Source organism: Halogeometricum pallidum JCM 14848 (assembly GCF_000337095.1).
In the GTDB taxonomy this organism is placed as follows: Archaea; Halobacteriota; Halobacteria; order Halobacteriales; family Haloferacaceae; genus Halogeometricum; species Halogeometricum pallidum.
This window is the reverse complement of record NZ_AOIV01000041.1, coordinates 1-15,168: the sequence shown is the minus strand read 5'-3', so window position 1 is coordinate 15,168 and position 15,168 is coordinate 1. Positions and strand designations below refer to the sequence as shown.

Here is a 15,168-nt window from a genome sequence, read left to right as displayed (position 1 = left end):
TTCCAGTAAACGAGTGCCTAGGCTAGCGGCAGAGACAGGGCTCAGAAGAGTGCTAAAGAGCAATCCGAACCGATTATCGATCCGAGCTGGATATCAGCGTTGAATCTACACGGCTGCTAGCGCCGTGAGAAATAATCGAGAGCCCTAACGAGCGAGCTCTCAATGGCACAGCAGCAATCGACGAGTCAAAACGAATCAATTCCCGCGGTACAGTTGGCTGATGGTGGTCTAAGTTCAGATACGGAGGTGATGACGACAGCTGGACCGGTTAGCGTCGAGCACCTCTCTCTGAACGACGAAGTGTACACGCTAGATCTCTCAACAGGAATCACGAAGTGCAAGCCTGTGACCGATATTTCACGTGTTGAGACCGACCAGATCGTTCGACTACAGGGAAAGCGGTTTGATTTCTCTCTGGCTCCGGATCACCGAGTTCCCTATCGTACGAAGGCAGTACTACCGACGCAAGTCACTAGTGCCGTCAAACTCAGCACGCAGCGATACTACAAGTTCGTAAACGAGTGGCAGGTCATCCAAAGGCAGAAGCTCGAAACAGCGGACGTAACGGAGTATGCAGACGACTATCAAATCTGTGCGGAGACGGACCTACATGGAAACACGTTCCGAGCAGCACTCCCAGACAGCTGTCGGCCGGTACAGCGTAACCGAGACATCGGATACTCGTTTGACGCAGAGACGTTCGAACAATACCGAGAGGAGATCGAGTCAGTAGCTATCGAGACAGGAATTAGAGAAGGGAAGAACCAACGACGACAGCCGTTTCGGTTCGATGGTGATGATTTCGTTGAGTTCCTTGGGTGGTTCGTCACCGAAGGGAACGTATACTGGTCAAAACAGCGGCGAACTGCATCAGTTCAAATCGCTCAGAAGACCGAAAAGTATCGCACTCAGATCAAAGCGCTGTTAGAACGGATGGGGTTCGTGGTACGAACCCGTCCAAACGGATTTCGATTCGGGTCGTATTTTTACGGACAGCTGCTCACGGATCTCTGCGGGAAAGATAGCCACTCGAAACGGCTTCCTGACCTAGTGTGGTCTCTCTCATGCGACCAGAAGCAGTTGCTCTTAGATACCCTCATTGACGGCGACGGAAACGAGCACGGCGTATATTACACCGCGAGCGAAGAGTTAGCCGGCGATGTCCTTCGATTGTGTATCGAACTCGGACACAAACCTCGGTATACGATTCGACGTGGCGTCTATCAGATCTTCATCAAGGAAGTGAACGACGGATTCGATTCGACGATTCATCTGACGACGGTTGAAGCCAATACTGAGTTGTATCAGCTTACGGTAGAAGACTTCCCTATTGTAATGGCTGGACGCCATGGAAAGTTTCAGTGGGTGGGTGTAAGCAGCGTGTCCTAAATCCACGGTACACCCCGTGTACATACCACTGTATGAGAGTGTATCCATGTGGAAAGGAGATCTACGAAGGTCCGAAACAGGTACTTCTGCTCCTCTCCGAGCTCTTCTAAGACAGATGAGACAAGCGACTTACAGCGGCGGTCAATCCGAGATGCGATGACCGCCGACGCGCTCGACCGCCGAACGCTCAACCGCGCCCTCTTGCACCGCCAACTCCTCCTCGGTCGACGCGACCTGTCAGCGACGGACGCCGTCGAGCATCTCGTCGGACTGCAGGCGCAGAACCCCGACGACCCGTACGTCGGCCTCTGGAGTCGGCTGAGCGATTTCCGGGCCGAAGAGCTGGCAACCCTTCTCACCACCCGACGCGCGGTACGCGCGTCGCTGATGCGGGCGACCATCCATCTCGTCACCGCCCGCGATTACCGGCGACTGCGCCCGGTAGTCGAATCGGTCGTCGAGCGGACCGTCTACCAGAACGCCGCGCGGCGGGAACAACTCGACGGCGTGGACATGGAGGCCGTCGCGTCGGTCGGCCGAGAACTGGTGGGCGAAGCGCCGCGGACGCAGGCGGAACTACGCGACCTGCTCGGACCGCGGTGGCCGGACGCCGACCCCGCGGCGCTGGCCTACGCGGTGCGGATGCTCGTGCCCGTCGTCTTCACGCCGCCGCGGGGCGTGTGGGGTGAGACGGGACCGGCCGCGATGACGGCGGCCGAAGGGTGGCTCGACGGAGAGGTGGGAACGGACCCGTCGCCGGACGAACCCGTTCGGCGATATCTCGCCGCCTTCGGCCCCGCGACGGCCGCGGACGTGCGGACGTGGTCCGGACTGACCGGCGTCGGCGACGTGCTGGACCGACTCGACCTCCGGACGTTCGCCGACGGGAACGGACGACTCCTGTACGACGTTCCCGACGGTTCGCTCCCGGACCCCGACACGCCCGCACCGCCGCGGTTCCTCCCGGAGTTCGACAACGTCCTCCTCTCGCACGACGACCGAACCCGCGTCGTTCCCGCCGAATACCGCGAGCGGGCACTTACACAGCGATTCGGAAAGGGGGCGGTGCTCGTCGACGGCTTCGTCGCCGGCGAGTGGAAACTGGGAGGCGACGACGAGCGAGAACTCTCGGTCGAACTGTACGGGCCGATAGCCGACTCGGACCGCGAGGAACTGATCGAGGAGGGGACCCGACTCCGCGCGTTTCTCACCGACGGCGCCGACGGAGCGACCGTGACGGTCACCGAATCGGCGTCGTAACGACCGACGCCGCGGCTCTCACCGCCGCGAATTTATTCGACGGCGAAGAGCGAACGTTCGCCGTCGCCCTCCAGAAACAGCGTGACTCCTTCGTTCGGTTCGAGGCCGTCGACGAGCAGTCCGAACTCGTCTTTGCCGACGAACGAACGGACCTCCGGGTCCCGGCCCCGCGACGCCGACCGTTCGCACACGATTTCGAGCGTTCCCGCCGAGTCGGCGTGCACGCGAACTTGAGCGTTTTGTGTCATCAATGTGCATACGCTCGCCGAGAGTATATTCGCTTTGATAGGTCGGCACGGTCGATTCTCCGACGGTTCCTATCGCCGATGGCAGCGCGAACGACCACGCGGAGCGACGATACTCCACCGTTAAGAGAATCGGTCTCGTCTAGCTCGTCGAGGGCCTCCAGAGATGCCATATTTAAGTAATAATCCGAGCAGAGACGCCGCGACGACGCCCGAGACCGTCGACCGGGAACCGATGGCCGCCGTCGGGGAGGTGGAGTGAGCGATGAGCCTCCTCGCTGCAGTCGTGGTGTTCGTCGTCGGCTTGCTCTCGGGAGTCGTCGTCCGAGCGATCGCCGGCCTCGCGGCGGTCGTCGCACTTCTGCTGGTCGTCTTCGGCGTGGCCGCGCCGGATATCGGCCTCGTCAACTACGTGATCCAGCAGTACTACCTCGGAAACGAGCTCTTGTTTCTCGCCGGCCTCCTGTTCGGCATCGACGCCAAGCGGACGCGAACGGTCGTGAGGGAACAGTAGGCCGGGGAATGTAGAAAATCAGGTCGAGCTGATGAGGACCGTTCCCGTCGCATCACGGGCTTTTGCCGAGTTCAGTGTTGCACTGAGTCGTCGCCGAGAGGTACCTCCCAGAGGAGGATGGCCGCCGCCCCGACGACGAGAACGACGCCACCGACGCCCAGTGCGAACAGCGGAGAGACGGCGTCAGATANAGGTACCTCCCAGAGGAGGATGGCCGCCGCCCCGACGACGAGAACGACGCCACCGACGCCCAGTGCGAACAGCGGAGAGACGGCGTCAGATACGACGCCGCTTCCGAGTTGAAACGGGACGACTGCGAGGCCGCTGACCATCGCCATCGCGCTCAGAACGGTGGCGCGACCGAGCGTCTCCACGCGGTCGTTGATGTACTGTCCGGCGAACGAACGGGTGACGTCCGAGACNGCCATCGCGCTCAGAACGGTGGCGCGACCGAGCGTCTCCACGCGGTCGTTGATGTACTGTCCGGCGAACGAACGGGTGACGTCCGAGACTCCCCGAATCAGGAGGAACGTCGGAAGAGCGAGCACCGGCAGGAGATACATTCCGATCAGCGCGCCACCGACGGCGAACGGGAGGACGAGAAACCACGTTCGCAGTCCGATCGCTTCCCTGATCGCCCCCGTGTAGTAGTTGAGNAGCGCGCCACCGACGGCGAACGGGAGGACGAGAAACCACGTTCGCAGTCCGATCGCTTCCCTGATCGCCCCCGTGTAGTAGTTGAGCACTGCGCCGACGAGGCTGTACGCCGCATAGAACCACCCCAACAGGGCTTCGACCTGCGATTTTTGGATTCCGAGGTCGAGAACGACAGTCTCGAAAATCGGCTGGAGGAAGACGAATACGAGGTACGTGACCGCGGCGTATAGCACGTAGTAGTAGAGTAAGAACGACCGCAGACGACGGCGTTCGAGGACCTCTCGCACGATTCGAACCGTCCGACGGAGGCTCAACTCCTCGGTCGCGGTCTCTTTGTACGTCGCCGGTTCGTCGAGCGTGAGCAGTACCACGACCCCCAGACTCGTCACGCCCGCGGCGACGAACCACGGATACGAGAGGTCGATGCTGCCGAGATACCCGCCGAGAATCGCCGCAACGGCTCCAACGGCCAACGCCGCCGATTCTCCGCGTCCCCGAACGTGGGCGAACTCGTCCTCGGAGAGGTCGTCGGTGAGAGTGTCGTAGAGCCACGCGTCTTCGCTCCCGGAGCGGAAGTTGTAGCCCAGCGACCAGCAGACGTAGAGGCCCGCCAGCGGAAGAAACGAGTTCGACAGACCGATACCGAGGAGTGTCAGTGATATGAGCGACGTCCCGACGAGGAGGCTGTTGCGTCGTCCCACGCGGTCGCCGACGTAGCCAGTCGGTATCTCGCCGAACAGGGTCGTCAGATTGTAGAGCGCCTCCAGAACGGCAATCTGAGTGAACGAAAGCCCCTGAGCCAGAAAGAAGAGGTACATGATGGGCCGATAGAATTCGACCGCTTTCGTCGCTTTGTAGACGTAATACTTCAGAACGTTTCCGGAGACAGCCCCCTGGACGCCATCTCCTGAGGCACCACCCATGCGTGTGCTGGCGAAGGGGGAGTCGACAAGTATACTCTGTTATTACAGATTAGCCGGGTAGTGCATATCTCGGCATATTTGGCCGGTACACTCGCCTGACCAATCGCTCTAAGAGGTAGTCGGACGATGACTCTTACTGACCGATTCGCCCCCGTATTCACCACTGCCACGACGGGCTCTCAGCGACGGAGTGCTTCGAGAGCCGGTGAACCGCTCTCGCCGTTACATCCGTCCGTCTCTCGACAACGTTGAAACGCTCCCTTGGAGAACGTGACCGACGAGAACCGATGACAGACGACCCGTGGAACCTGCACCGATTCGTCGAGGCACAAGAACCCGTGATAGACGACGTCAAAGCGGAACTGCGGGCGGGCCGCAAGCGAACCCACTGGCTGTGGTACGTGTTCCCCCAGATGGAGGGGCTCGGTCGGAGCCAGATGGCACAGCGCTACGCCATCTCCTCCCAGGAGGAAGCGGCGGCCTATCTGGCGCACCCGACGCTGGGTCCGCGACTGCGCGAGTGCACGGCAATCGTGAACGCCGTCGAGGGGCGCTCCGCGAACGAGATATTCGGGTCGCCGGACGACCTGAAGTTCCGGTCGTCGATGACGTTGTTCGACGCCGTCGCGGACGATTCGACGCCGTTCGGGACGGCGCTGGAGCGCTACTACGACGGCGAACCGGACCCGAAGACGCTGGAGCGACTAGGAGAATCCTGAGCGCCGAATGGCAGACACAAGTACAGAGACTGCACCGCGTAGCAGCCTCACTCGCTGCCGGGAAAAGAGAAAGCGACCGACAAAGCCACGGACTCGGCCGTGAGACGTTGACTGAGTCGGCGCTCCGGACTGCGTCCTCCGGAGCTACGAAACTAGACTACCGGGAGACAAGTCCGAAACATCACGCACCTTGGGCTGCTGTATTACCCGGACGAGACGTCCGACAAGCCATCGTCCGCACAATCGCGGTCCCTTACAGAGACACTGCTGGCAGAAGATGATCCTTCAAATCGGTCAGCGTCGGGAGATGTGCTGCTCCGCGTGTTCGTAGCCGCTCGGACCATCGGTGCGTCAACGTCACACCGGAGAACAGACCGGATACTTTTCTCGCTGGATCCCCCGGAATGAGTAAGTCAGCCATGTCTCGAAACAGGACTGTCGGATTGTTCCTCCTCGTCACGCTTCTGTTCGGGACAGCCTTCCCGGCAGTGAAAACCGGCTTGTCGTTCATCCCGCCGCTGTTATTCGCAGCGACCCGGAGTTACTTGGCCGCCGCTCTTCTGTTGGCCTACGTCGGCGCAACGACGGAGTACTGGTATCCCCGCTCTCGACGGGATGTGACGGCAGTACTCGCCGGGGGGTTCTTCTTAGTCGGCGGGACGGGTATCGGTTTCATTGCCCAACAGTTCATCACCGCCGGCGTCGCTGCGATCATCTTCAGTCTCGCCCCGATAGTCACCGCGGTACTCGCGTGGCCGCTTCTCCCCGCGGAGCGACTGGGCGGCCGCGACTACGTCGGCGTACTCATAGGCTTCGTCGGAATCGCCGTCGTCGTCCGTCCGGACCCGGCGAGCCTGCTCGACCCAGAGCTTGTCGGAAAGCTGCTCTTTTTCGCCGGCGTGATCATCGTCGAACTCGGTGCTGTCCTCGTCCGACGGAGCCGGACATCGATGCCAATTCCGGCGCTCACCGGCTGGGCAATGGTGCTCGGCGGGACCGTCCATGTGGCCTTCTCGATCGCAGTCGGCGAATCGATGGCGAATATCCAACTGACGCCGCTGGCAGTGGGGGTAGTTGTGTATCTCAGCGTCTTTATCGGGGCGTTCGGACTTGTGGTATATCTCGTGCTGATGGGCGAGGTGGGGCCGTTGAAGGCGAATCTGACGACGTATCTTACCCCTCTCATCGCCTTGGCGATTGGGTGGCTGCTACTGGGTGAGCGCGTCCATCCGCTGACGCTCGTCGGCTTTGGAATCATCGTCGCCGGGTTCGCGCTATTGGAGAGTCGGGAGATCAGCGCCGAACTCGTCAAGTACCGCACCCTGTTTCGGTGACTAACGAAGCGCGTCTCTCTGCGGAGCCGGTACAGATCCGATATATTCCACCGCGAAAGCGAGTTTGCCAGGATGGCGACCGAATGGATGCCGGTCGACTACGTTTACCGGCGTCCCGACCATTCTCTCGTCGGGAAGCGTACGTCGACCGAAAGGTACCGATTGGAGATATCGTTGTGCGCTTCGCGATGTGTCGACGCCGGAACGGCCGGGCCGAAGCGGGCGGAGAGCCGAGTTGCTTGCAGTGTCGAAACCCATCGAAAAACGGCAAGGGAGTGGGGGGAGTGAGAGAGCAAACCACGGATGGGGGGGGGATTCGGGTAGGTTTTCTCTCTCGTCCCCAGTTCGGTGGTAACCACATAAAAAGTAGCGAGGTTTACAGCGAGACGTTAGAGAATCACACCACACTTCGTCCGTCGGAGTCGGTGACGCCGACTGCCGGCACTCGTCGGTCGTTGCGAGGCCGCGAGCGCCTGAACAGCTTATGAGCACGGACGCGAACGTTCGAACGTCATGGACTCGCAGGACGACCGGTTTCTCTACCCGAACCGGGAGGTGTCCGACCGGCGAAGCGGCGTCTCCCGGCGGCGGGTACTGACCGGAAGCGCGGCCGCGGGCGCGGCGGCGACGGCCGGATGCGCCGGCGGGAGCGAGAACGGGAACGGCGGTGGCGGAAGCGAAGGCAGCACCGCGACCGGTGCGGAGACCGGCGACGCGCCGGCCGGCCCCTCGGAGCGGTCGACGGTGTTCGTGTTCAACACGGGCGACGGGACCGTGAGCGTCGTCGACGCGGAATCGGACGAGGTGGTCGAGACCAGGGCGCTCGGCCTCTCCTCGTCGTTCCCGTCGAACCAATACACCCCTCGATTGACGACCGACCCCGAGGATTCCCTGTGGCTGAACGTCGGCCGCGGCGTCCGCGCGCTCTCGGTCGGGTCGCTCGCCGAAACCGCCGCGGTGGAAACGGAGTCGGGGGCGAACTGGCTCGAACGGACGCCGAACGGGAAACACGTCGTCGTCAGCGCGCGCGAACCCGCACACCGACAGTTCCGCATCGACGCCGACCCCGCCTCCGAGGGGTTCGGCGAGGTGACCGGCGACATCGACCGGACGGGCGAGGAGACGACGGGCGGCCAGGCGGGGCCGGGGCCGTGCGACGTGACGGTACACCCCGACGGCGAGTACGCCTACGTGCCGGACCTCTTCGGCGACACGCTGACCGTCCTCCGCGTCGACCCCTTCGAGATCGCGACGCAGGTCGAGGTGGAACCGGTCGGCGACGGCCCGGCGCGCCCGTGGATGGGCACCGCCTCGCCCGACGGGCGGACGCTGCTCGTCGAGCACAACGAGGGGGAGACGGGCACCGAGAGCGTCTGGGACCTCTCGGACCCCGCGAACCCCGAAGAGCGGGTCAGGCTGACGAGCGACGACGGCCTCGGCCGGCGGCCGCTCACCAGCGAAATCGGTCCGGACTCCGAGACGGGCTACGTGTTCACACCGGGGTCCGACGACGTGACCGTCGTGGACCTCCCCGCCGGCGAGGTGAGCGGCCGACTCGACCTCGGCGGGTCGGCGTTCGTCGGGACGTGGGACCCCGCGCGCACGAAACTGTACGTCCCGGTGCAGACGAACGACGAGGTGGCCGTCATCGACCACGCTCGCGGCGAAATCGTCGAGCGCATCGCCGTGGGTTCGAGTCCGTACGGCGCGACGGCGGCGCGGGCGCGGCCGCGACCTGATTCGACGGCCGCGCTGACGACTGCGATGGCGCAGTTAGGTATCTGGTCGGAGTCGGTCGAGACGACCTACTGCATCGGAAACTGCGCGTGCGGGCATCGGTTGTAGGCGACGAGAGTAGAGGGGAAGGAGAGAAACGGAGAGAGGGGAAACAGCGACGACTCTCAGAACACGTTCACCGTCACCGTCTGCGCGTCGAGGTCCTCGACGGCCACCTCGTACTCGCCGGGCGATTCGAACGTGTGCCAGAACGCGAGGTCCGTCGAGTCGCCGGGTTGGAGGTCGACGCCCTGCACCTCGACGACGTCGTCGTCGACGGTGAGTTTGACCACCTGCAGGCTCTCCTCGTCGCCGGTGTTCGTCACCGTCACCGGAATCTCCACCTGCTTTCCGACCGTCGTCTCCTCGGGCACCTCGAAGCCCTCGTAGGAGAACATCCGGAACTCCGCGGACTGCTCTGCGACCGTCACCGTCTTCGAGAACGAGGCGTCGCCGTCGGACGTCTCCATCGTCACCTCGTGGTCGCCCGTTTCCGAGAGGCGGAGGGGGAACTCCACCTGCGTCTCCTCGCCGGCGCCGACGCGGACGAACGCCTCGTCGACCGTCTCGCCGTCGACGCTGAGCGTCATCCGTTCGCCGCCGACGATGCCGCCCGCGTTACTCGCCTCGACGAGGACGGTGAACGGTTCGCCGGCCATCGTCTCCGCGGGGACGACGGGCGTGTCGTACTCGTAGGCGGGCGGTTCGTACGCCGAGAGTTCGGACTGCTCGCCGCCCTCGGGCGGGCGGAGGCGGACGGCCTGTCCGCCGCCGGCGACCATCGACGCGTGAAGCGTGTCGTCGGCGGAGACGAGGAACTCGTACTGCGCCACCTCCTCGGGGTTCGACTCGTAGTCCGCCTCGGGGCCGTCGGCGTACACCTCGGCGACGTACTCCCGGTTGTCTCCCAGGAAATCGAGGGGGACCGAGAGCGCGCGCGGGGTGTCGTCCGTCCCGGTGCCGACGTACCACTCCTCGCCCTTACGGCGGGCGATGGTGGCGTAGTCGCCGATTTCGGCGTCGCCCGCGACCGTCTCGTCCCACGACGCCGGCACCTGCTCGACGAACTCGAAGGCGTCCAAGTCGTCGTAGTGTTCGGGGAGGTCCGCGACCATCTGGAGGCCGCTGAGCAGCATCGGATAGAGGGCGAGTTGGCGCGCGACGGTGGAGTGGACGCGCGTGGTACCGTACTCCTCGTACAGGATATCGAAGGCACCGGGCGTGTAATCCAGCGGGCCGGCCACCATCCGCGTGAACGGGAGCGTGAGCGTGTGCGACGGCGGGTTCCCCTCCGGCCGGAAGTTCTCGTACTCCAGTCCGCTCACGCCCTCGCGGGTCATGAGATTGGGGTAGGTCCGACGCACGCCGGTCGGCTTGATGGGTTCGTGGACGTCGAGCATAATCTCGTGCTCGGCGGCCTTCTTCGTCACGTGGCGGTAGTGGTTCACCATCCGCTGGCCGTGGTGGTGGTACGTCTCGTCGTCGATGTCCAGTCCCTCCTCGCTGACGTACCCCGTCTTGATGGCGTGGATGCCGAGGTCCTCGTACAGCGAGAACGCCTCCTCCAGTTGCGCCTCGTAGTTGCCGACGCCGCCGCCCGTCTCGTTGTGCGCGACGACGTTCACGCTCGGCTCTTTGGACTGCCCGTACTCGACGACTTCCTGCAGGTCGTAGTGCTCGGTCGACTCGGTGAAGGAGAACTCGTAGGGCGCGTTGCTCCAGGAGTCGAACCCGCCCTCCCAGCCGACGTTCCACCCCTCGACGAGCAGCGAGGCGATGCCGTGTTCGCTGGCGAAGTCGATGTAGCGCTTGGCGTTTTCCGTTGTCGCCCCCACGTCCGGACCGGGCGCCCACCGCGACTTACCGATGTGTATCTCCCACCAGATGCCCATGTACTTCTGCGGCTCGATCCAGTCGGTCTCATCCAGTTCGTTCGGTTCGTTCAGGTTGACGAGCAGGTCTGACTCGACGAGTGCGCCGGGGTTCGACCCGAGCGTGAACGTCCGCCACGGCGAGACGTGCGGCGCCTCGGCCTTCACCTTCGAATCGCCGTCGGGCCACGGGACGAGCGTGCTCTCGAACGTCGTCGGGTCGCCGTCCGCGCGGGTGAGCGTCATGCCCGCGTAGTCGGTCAGGGCCGCCTCGTGGACGCTCACGTACGCCTCGTCGTCGACGCGCATCGTCACCGGCGTGTTCGCCCCGTCCACCTCCGACCCCTCCTCGGGCGTCGGCTGAATCTCGCTCAGCGGCGTCTCCTCGTACAGATACTCGTAGTTCTCCCAGTCGTCCGGCGTCCACCACGAGGTGTAGTCGCCGGCGAACGCGAACTCAGTCCGCTCGTCGGTGAGGACGAACGACCCGAAGTTCTCCTGTTCGGGCAGGACATAGCGGAACGCGGCGCCGTCGTCGTAGGCGCGGAAGAGCAGATTCAGAGAGCGCTTCAGCCCCTCCGTCTCCCGGAGGCCGACGGCCAGTTCCTCGTAGCGGTTCCGGACGGAGTCGCTCGCACCCCAGACCGGTTCCCACGTCTCGTCGCCGCTCCGACGCTCCGCACCCGTCACCTCGAACGGGCCGTCGAGCGACGCGTCGTCGCGGAAGGCGAGGCCGAGCGTCGAGCGCTCGACCACGGTCTCGCCGTCGTAGGCGACGGCGTACGTGGGGGCGCCGTCGACCACCTCGAACGTCACCTCGACGTCGTCGCCGGGCGAGGTGAGCGACTGGACGTTCGCCTGGTCTCTCTCTTCGGTGCTCTCTATCGGTTCGGCCGCCACGCCGGATATCATCGACGTCAGGCCGCCGACGGCCGCCGCGCCGGCGACGAACTCGCGTCGTTCGAGGAGCGGGTCGGACGAATCGGACGAACGGGATGAATCGGGCGAATCGGACGCGGGTGACTGGTCGGGGGTATCTCGCGGCATGGCATCACCTCACCTGCCTGTCGGATAAAAAATTTCAGCGGTTCGATATAATTTCAACGATTGATTAGTATACAATTCTCGAAACGGGTACACGGGCGGCGGCGACCGCCGACCGTCCTGGGTCGCCCGCCCGGGTTCATCGAGGCTCCGACAGTTATGGTCGCGGGACGCGACTGCCGACGGGATGGAGGAGACGACGAACCCCGACTCATCGCGAACGGCGTGGTGGAAGGAAGCGGTGGTGTACGAGATATATCCCCGGAGCTTCAACGACTCGGACGGCGACGGAATCGGCGACATCCCGGGAATCGTCGAGAAAGTGGACTACCTCGACGCGTTGGGCGTCGACGTGGTGTGGCTCTGCCCGGTGTACGAGTCGCCGGACTACGACAACGGGTACGACATCGCGGACTACCGCGCCATCCACGGGGCGTTCGGGACGATGGCCGACTGGGAGGAACTCCTCGCGGAACTGCACGACCGGGACATCCGTCTCATCATGGACCTCGTGGTCAACCACACGTCTACTCAGCACGAGTGGTTCCGGAAGTCGCGGCGGCGCGCCGAGGGCTACGAGGACTACTACATCTGGCGCGACGGGACCCCCGAGAACCCGCCGAACAACTGGGAGTCCATCTTCGGCGGGTCGGCGTGGTCGTACGACGACGCGCGCGGTCAGTGGTATCTCCACCTGTTCCACGAGGAGCAACCGGACCTGAACTGGCGGACCCCGGCGGTCCGCGAGGACGTCGCCGAGATGATGCGGTGGTGGCTGGAGAAGGGCATCGACGGCTTCCGGATGGACGCCGTCAACCTCATCTCCAAGGCCGAGGGGCTCCCGGACGGCGACCCCGAGAACGGACTCGTCGGCGAGGAGCACGTGTTCAACGGACCGAACCTTCGAACCTATCTCCGGGAGTTGTACGACGGGGTGCTCTCGGAGTACGACGCGATGACCGTCGCCGAGATGCCGAACACCGACCCCGACAGGGCCGCCGACTATCTCGGGGAGGACGGCGCCGGTCTGAACATGATCTTCCAGTTCGAGCACATGGACGTCGACGCCGGACCGGGCGGCGTCTGGGACCTCGACGGCTGGGGGGAGTTCCACCTCCCCGAGTTCAAGCGCGTCGTGAGTCGCTGGCAGACCGAACTGCGGGGACGAGGGTGGAACTCGACGTACCTCGGAAACCACGACCAGGCGCGCATCGTCTCGCGCTACGGCGACGACGAGGAGTACCACCGCGAGAGCGCCACCCTCCTCGCGACGTTCCTCCTGACGATGGGCGGGACGCCCTACCTCTATCAGGGCGACGAGATAGGGATGACCAACGTCGAGTTGAATTCGATAGAAGAGATAGACGACGTGGAGACTGTCGGCGCCGTCGAGGACATGCTGGAGAGCGGTGAGATCGACTCCTTCGAGGAGGCTCGCGGACTCGTCAACTACACGAGTCGCGACCACGCGCGGACGCCGATGCAGTGGTCCGACGACGAGCACGCCGGCTTCACCGACGGCGAACCGTGGTACCCGGTGAACGAGAACTACTCCGACGTCAACGTCGCCGCCCAACGCGCCGACGAGGACTCGGTCTGGCACTACTACCGCCGACTCGTCGACCTCCGGCACGAGGAGAGGGTGTTCGTCTACGGCGAGTACGACCTCCTGCTTCCCGACGACGAGTCGTTCTACGCCTACACCAGAACGCTCGACGAGGAGGCGGTGTTAGTGGTGCTCAACTGGTCCGGTCGGGAATCGGTGTTCGACTGCGCGGCGGTCGACACCGCCGACGCGACGGTCCTCGTCGGCAACTCCGCGGACCCGCCGGCCGACCCGCAGGGCGCGCGATTCGGACCGTACGAAGCGGTCGTTTACCGACTTTGAGGGGACAGACCGTCGGTTCAGCCGCCTCCATCAGTCCGACCGCCCCGTCAGTTCGACCGCACGTACGCTCCGAGCGTCCTGAGGTCCGCGGCCTCCCGTCCGAAGGCGCCGATGTCGTTCCCCTCGACCGCGAGATTCATCTTCATCTGTCGCGCTTGGTCGCGGCCGAAGGGGACGACCGAGAGCGGGTCGACGAGGGTCAACCCGAGCGTCGCGAGCGCCATCGGCACCGGGAGCACGCGCAGGGACTGTCCCCTCGCTCGGTAGATTTTCCTCGCGACGTCGGCGACGGTCAGCACTTCGGGACCGCCGAGTTCGTACGTCGAGCGGACGTGCGCGTCGTCCTCGACGCCCTCGGCGAGCATCGAGACGACGTCTCCGACCCAGATGGGTTGCATGGGCGGCCGCCCGCCCTCCGGAAGCGCCGTCACGTAGGGCGTCGTGAACCGCTCGGTGAACGGAATCAGTTCGCCGCCGTCGCCGAATATCATCGACGGGCGGAAGACGACCCAATCGAGGTCGGACTGGTAGACGGTCCACTCCGCGATGCCCTTCGCGTGCGTGTAGGAGGTCCGTCCGTCCGGGTGGGTCCCGATGGAACTCATCTGCACGAACCGCTCGACGCCGTGGGCGTCGGCGGCCTCAACGGCGTTCTCCGTCCCCTCCGCGTGGACCTCTTCCTGACTGATCCTGTGCTGATAGAGCGGCGAGAGCGCGACGAGGTGGACGACGGCGTCCGTGCCCTCGAACGCGCCTTCGATGGACGAGAACTCCCGCACGTCCCCGCTCGCCGTCGTGACCTCCGCCGGGAGCACCGACGGGTCGGGCGTCCGGGAGAGCGATTCGACGTCGTGACCGCGGTCGACCAGTTCCGCGCACAGGTGCCGACCGACGAATCCGTCGCCGCCGGTGACGAGTACGTCCATACCGGAACGACGTCGGTGTGCTCGCTAAAAGTGGCGGCAGGGGGCGCGAGCGCGGCGGATGTTCGCGCCGTCGACCCCGGCGTCGGTCGGATTGCGGTCGAGACGGCGTTCGACGACTGCCGCGTCAGTCGTCCGCGCTCTCGGGACTGGCCGGAGCGTCGTCGACGGCCGCGGGGCGGTCCCGCGGCACCACCTTCACGTCCGTCACCTTGAACTCGGGGACGTGCGCCTGCTCGTCGAGGTGGCTCTCGTCGGTCAGTTNGCACCACCTTCACGTCCGTCACCTTGAACTCGGGGACGTGCGCCTGCTCGTCGAGGTGGCTCTCGTCGGTCAGTTCGTTCACGACGTCGCTACCGTCTCCGAGGACGTGCATCGGCACGAACACCACGTCCGGTCCGATGCGGTCGGTCACCTGCGCCATTGCCTCTATCTCGCCTTTGCGCGAGGAGATGCGGACCGGGTCCTCGTCGGCGATGCCGAGCGACTCGGCCGTCTCGGGGTTGATCTCCACGAACAACTCGTCCGTGTAGGAGCCGAGGCCCTCCTCGCGGTTGGTCATCGTGCCCGTGTGGTACTGATACAGGACGCGCCCCGTCGTCAGTTTGATCGGGTAGTCGCCCT

General features: G+C 64.3%; 11 protein-coding genes and 1 pseudogene. 7 read left to right on the top strand and 5 right to left on the bottom strand.

Annotation, left to right across the window (positions count from 1 at the left end):
* Positions 1–162: 162 nt before the first annotated feature.
* Positions 163–1,389 (top strand): LAGLIDADG family homing endonuclease, encoded by a 1,227-nt coding sequence (locus C474_RS16425; protein ID WP_049917122.1) that lies wholly within the window; start codon positions 163–165, stop codon positions 1,387–1,389.
* Positions 1,390–1,545: 156 nt separating this feature from the next.
* Positions 1,546–2,649 carry a winged helix DNA-binding domain-containing protein gene (locus C474_RS16420; protein ID WP_008388838.1) on the top strand — a complete coding sequence of 368 codons (1,104 nt, stop codon included), beginning with the start codon at positions 1,546–1,548 and terminating at the stop codon, positions 2,647–2,649.
* Positions 2,650–2,681: 32 nt separating this feature from the next.
* Here C474_RS16420 and C474_RS16415 read toward each other — a convergent pair whose 3' ends face one another.
* Positions 2,682–2,897: a hypothetical protein gene (locus C474_RS16415; protein WP_152421696.1), complete on the bottom strand. Its 216-nt coding sequence runs from the start codon at positions 2,895–2,897 to the stop codon at positions 2,682–2,684.
* Between the two features lie 262 nt (positions 2,898–3,159).
* Between C474_RS16415 and C474_RS16410 the strand changes: the two genes are divergently transcribed.
* A complete protein-coding gene (locus C474_RS16410; protein WP_008388833.1) occupies positions 3,160–3,408 on the top strand; it encodes a hypothetical protein in 249 nt (82 codons plus the stop codon).
* A 71-nt stretch (positions 3,409–3,479) separates the two neighbouring features.
* Here the strand turns inward: C474_RS16410 and C474_RS16405 are convergent, their stop codons facing one another.
* Positions 3,480–4,988, bottom strand: a complete 1,509-nt coding sequence (locus C474_RS16405) for an MFS transporter (protein WP_239640445.1) — start codon at positions 4,986–4,988, stop codon at positions 3,480–3,482.
* A gap of 287 nt (positions 4,989–5,275) precedes the next feature.
* Between C474_RS16405 and C474_RS16400 the strand changes: the two genes are divergently transcribed.
* The 3 genes from C474_RS16400 to C474_RS16390 all read left to right on the top strand — a co-directional run bounded on the left by C474_RS16400 (position 5,276) and on the right by C474_RS16390 (position 8,886).
* The gene (locus tag C474_RS16400; RefSeq protein WP_008388829.1) at positions 5,276–5,707 is read left to right on the top strand and encodes a DUF1810 domain-containing protein; all 432 of its coding nucleotides are present in this window, start codon (positions 5,276–5,278) and stop codon (positions 5,705–5,707) included.
* 404 nt (positions 5,708–6,111) lie between these two features.
* A complete protein-coding gene (locus C474_RS16395; RefSeq protein WP_204366103.1) occupies positions 6,112–7,041 on the top strand; it encodes a DMT family transporter in 930 nt (309 codons plus the stop codon).
* Positions 7,042–7,554: 513 nt separating this feature from the next.
* The gene (locus C474_RS16390; protein WP_008388826.1) at positions 7,555–8,886 is read left to right on the top strand and encodes a beta-propeller fold lactonase family protein; all 1,332 of its coding nucleotides are present in this window, start codon (positions 7,555–7,557) and stop codon (positions 8,884–8,886) included.
* Positions 8,887–8,942: 56 nt separating this feature from the next.
* Here the strand turns inward: C474_RS16390 and C474_RS16380 are convergent, their stop codons facing one another.
* Positions 8,943–11,735, bottom strand: coding sequence for a glycoside hydrolase family 97 catalytic domain-containing protein (locus C474_RS16380; protein ID WP_008388824.1), 2,793 nt, complete (start codon positions 11,733–11,735; stop codon positions 8,943–8,945).
* Between the two features lie 184 nt (positions 11,736–11,919).
* On the opposite strand from C474_RS16380, the gene C474_RS16375 reads away from it, so the two are divergent.
* Complete coding sequence (locus tag C474_RS16375; protein WP_008388822.1) at positions 11,920–13,620, top strand: glycoside hydrolase family 13 protein; 1,701 nt, start codon at positions 11,920–11,922, stop codon at positions 13,618–13,620.
* Positions 13,621–13,667: 47 nt separating this feature from the next.
* On the opposite strand, the gene C474_RS16370 is transcribed toward C474_RS16375, so the two are convergent.
* Positions 13,668–14,546: an NAD(P)H-binding protein gene (locus C474_RS16370; protein WP_008388820.1), complete on the bottom strand. Its 879-nt coding sequence runs from the start codon at positions 14,544–14,546 to the stop codon at positions 13,668–13,670.
* Positions 14,547–14,884: 338 nt separating this feature from the next.
* Positions 14,885–15,106, bottom strand: a pseudogene (locus C474_RS23180) (molybdopterin dinucleotide binding domain-containing protein); the annotation flags it as partial.
* Positions 15,107–15,168: the final 62 nt, after the last annotated feature.

Excerpts from the sequence above, each read along its gene's own strand:
- C474_RS16390 (WP_008388826.1), top strand. The coding sequence starts at position 7,555 with ATGGACTCGCAGGACGACCGGTTTCTCTACCCGAACCGGGAGGTGTCC.
- C474_RS16410 (WP_008388833.1), top strand. The coding sequence starts at position 3,160 with ATGAGCCTCCTCGCTGCAGTCGTGGTGTTCGTCGTCGGCTTGCTCTCG.
- C474_RS16370 (WP_008388820.1), bottom strand. The coding sequence starts at position 14,546 with ATGGACGTACTCGTCACCGGCGGCGACGGATTCGTCGGTCGGCACCTG.
- C474_RS16425 (WP_049917122.1), top strand. The coding sequence starts at position 163 with ATGGCACAGCAGCAATCGACGAGTCAAAACGAATCAATTCCCGCGGTA.
- C474_RS16420 (WP_008388838.1), top strand. The coding sequence starts at position 1,546 with ATGACCGCCGACGCGCTCGACCGCCGAACGCTCAACCGCGCCCTCTTG.
- C474_RS16375 (WP_008388822.1), top strand. The coding sequence starts at position 11,920 with ATGGAGGAGACGACGAACCCCGACTCATCGCGAACGGCGTGGTGGAAG.
- C474_RS16380 (WP_008388824.1), bottom strand. The coding sequence starts at position 11,735 with ATGCCGCGAGATACCCCCGACCAGTCACCCGCGTCCGATTCGCCCGAT.
- C474_RS16395 (WP_204366103.1), top strand. The coding sequence starts at position 6,112 with ATGAGTAAGTCAGCCATGTCTCGAAACAGGACTGTCGGATTGTTCCTC.
- C474_RS16400 (WP_008388829.1), top strand. The coding sequence starts at position 5,276 with ATGACAGACGACCCGTGGAACCTGCACCGATTCGTCGAGGCACAAGAA.
- C474_RS16415 (WP_152421696.1), bottom strand. The coding sequence starts at position 2,897 with ATGACACAAAACGCTCAAGTTCGCGTGCACGCCGACTCGGCGGGAACG.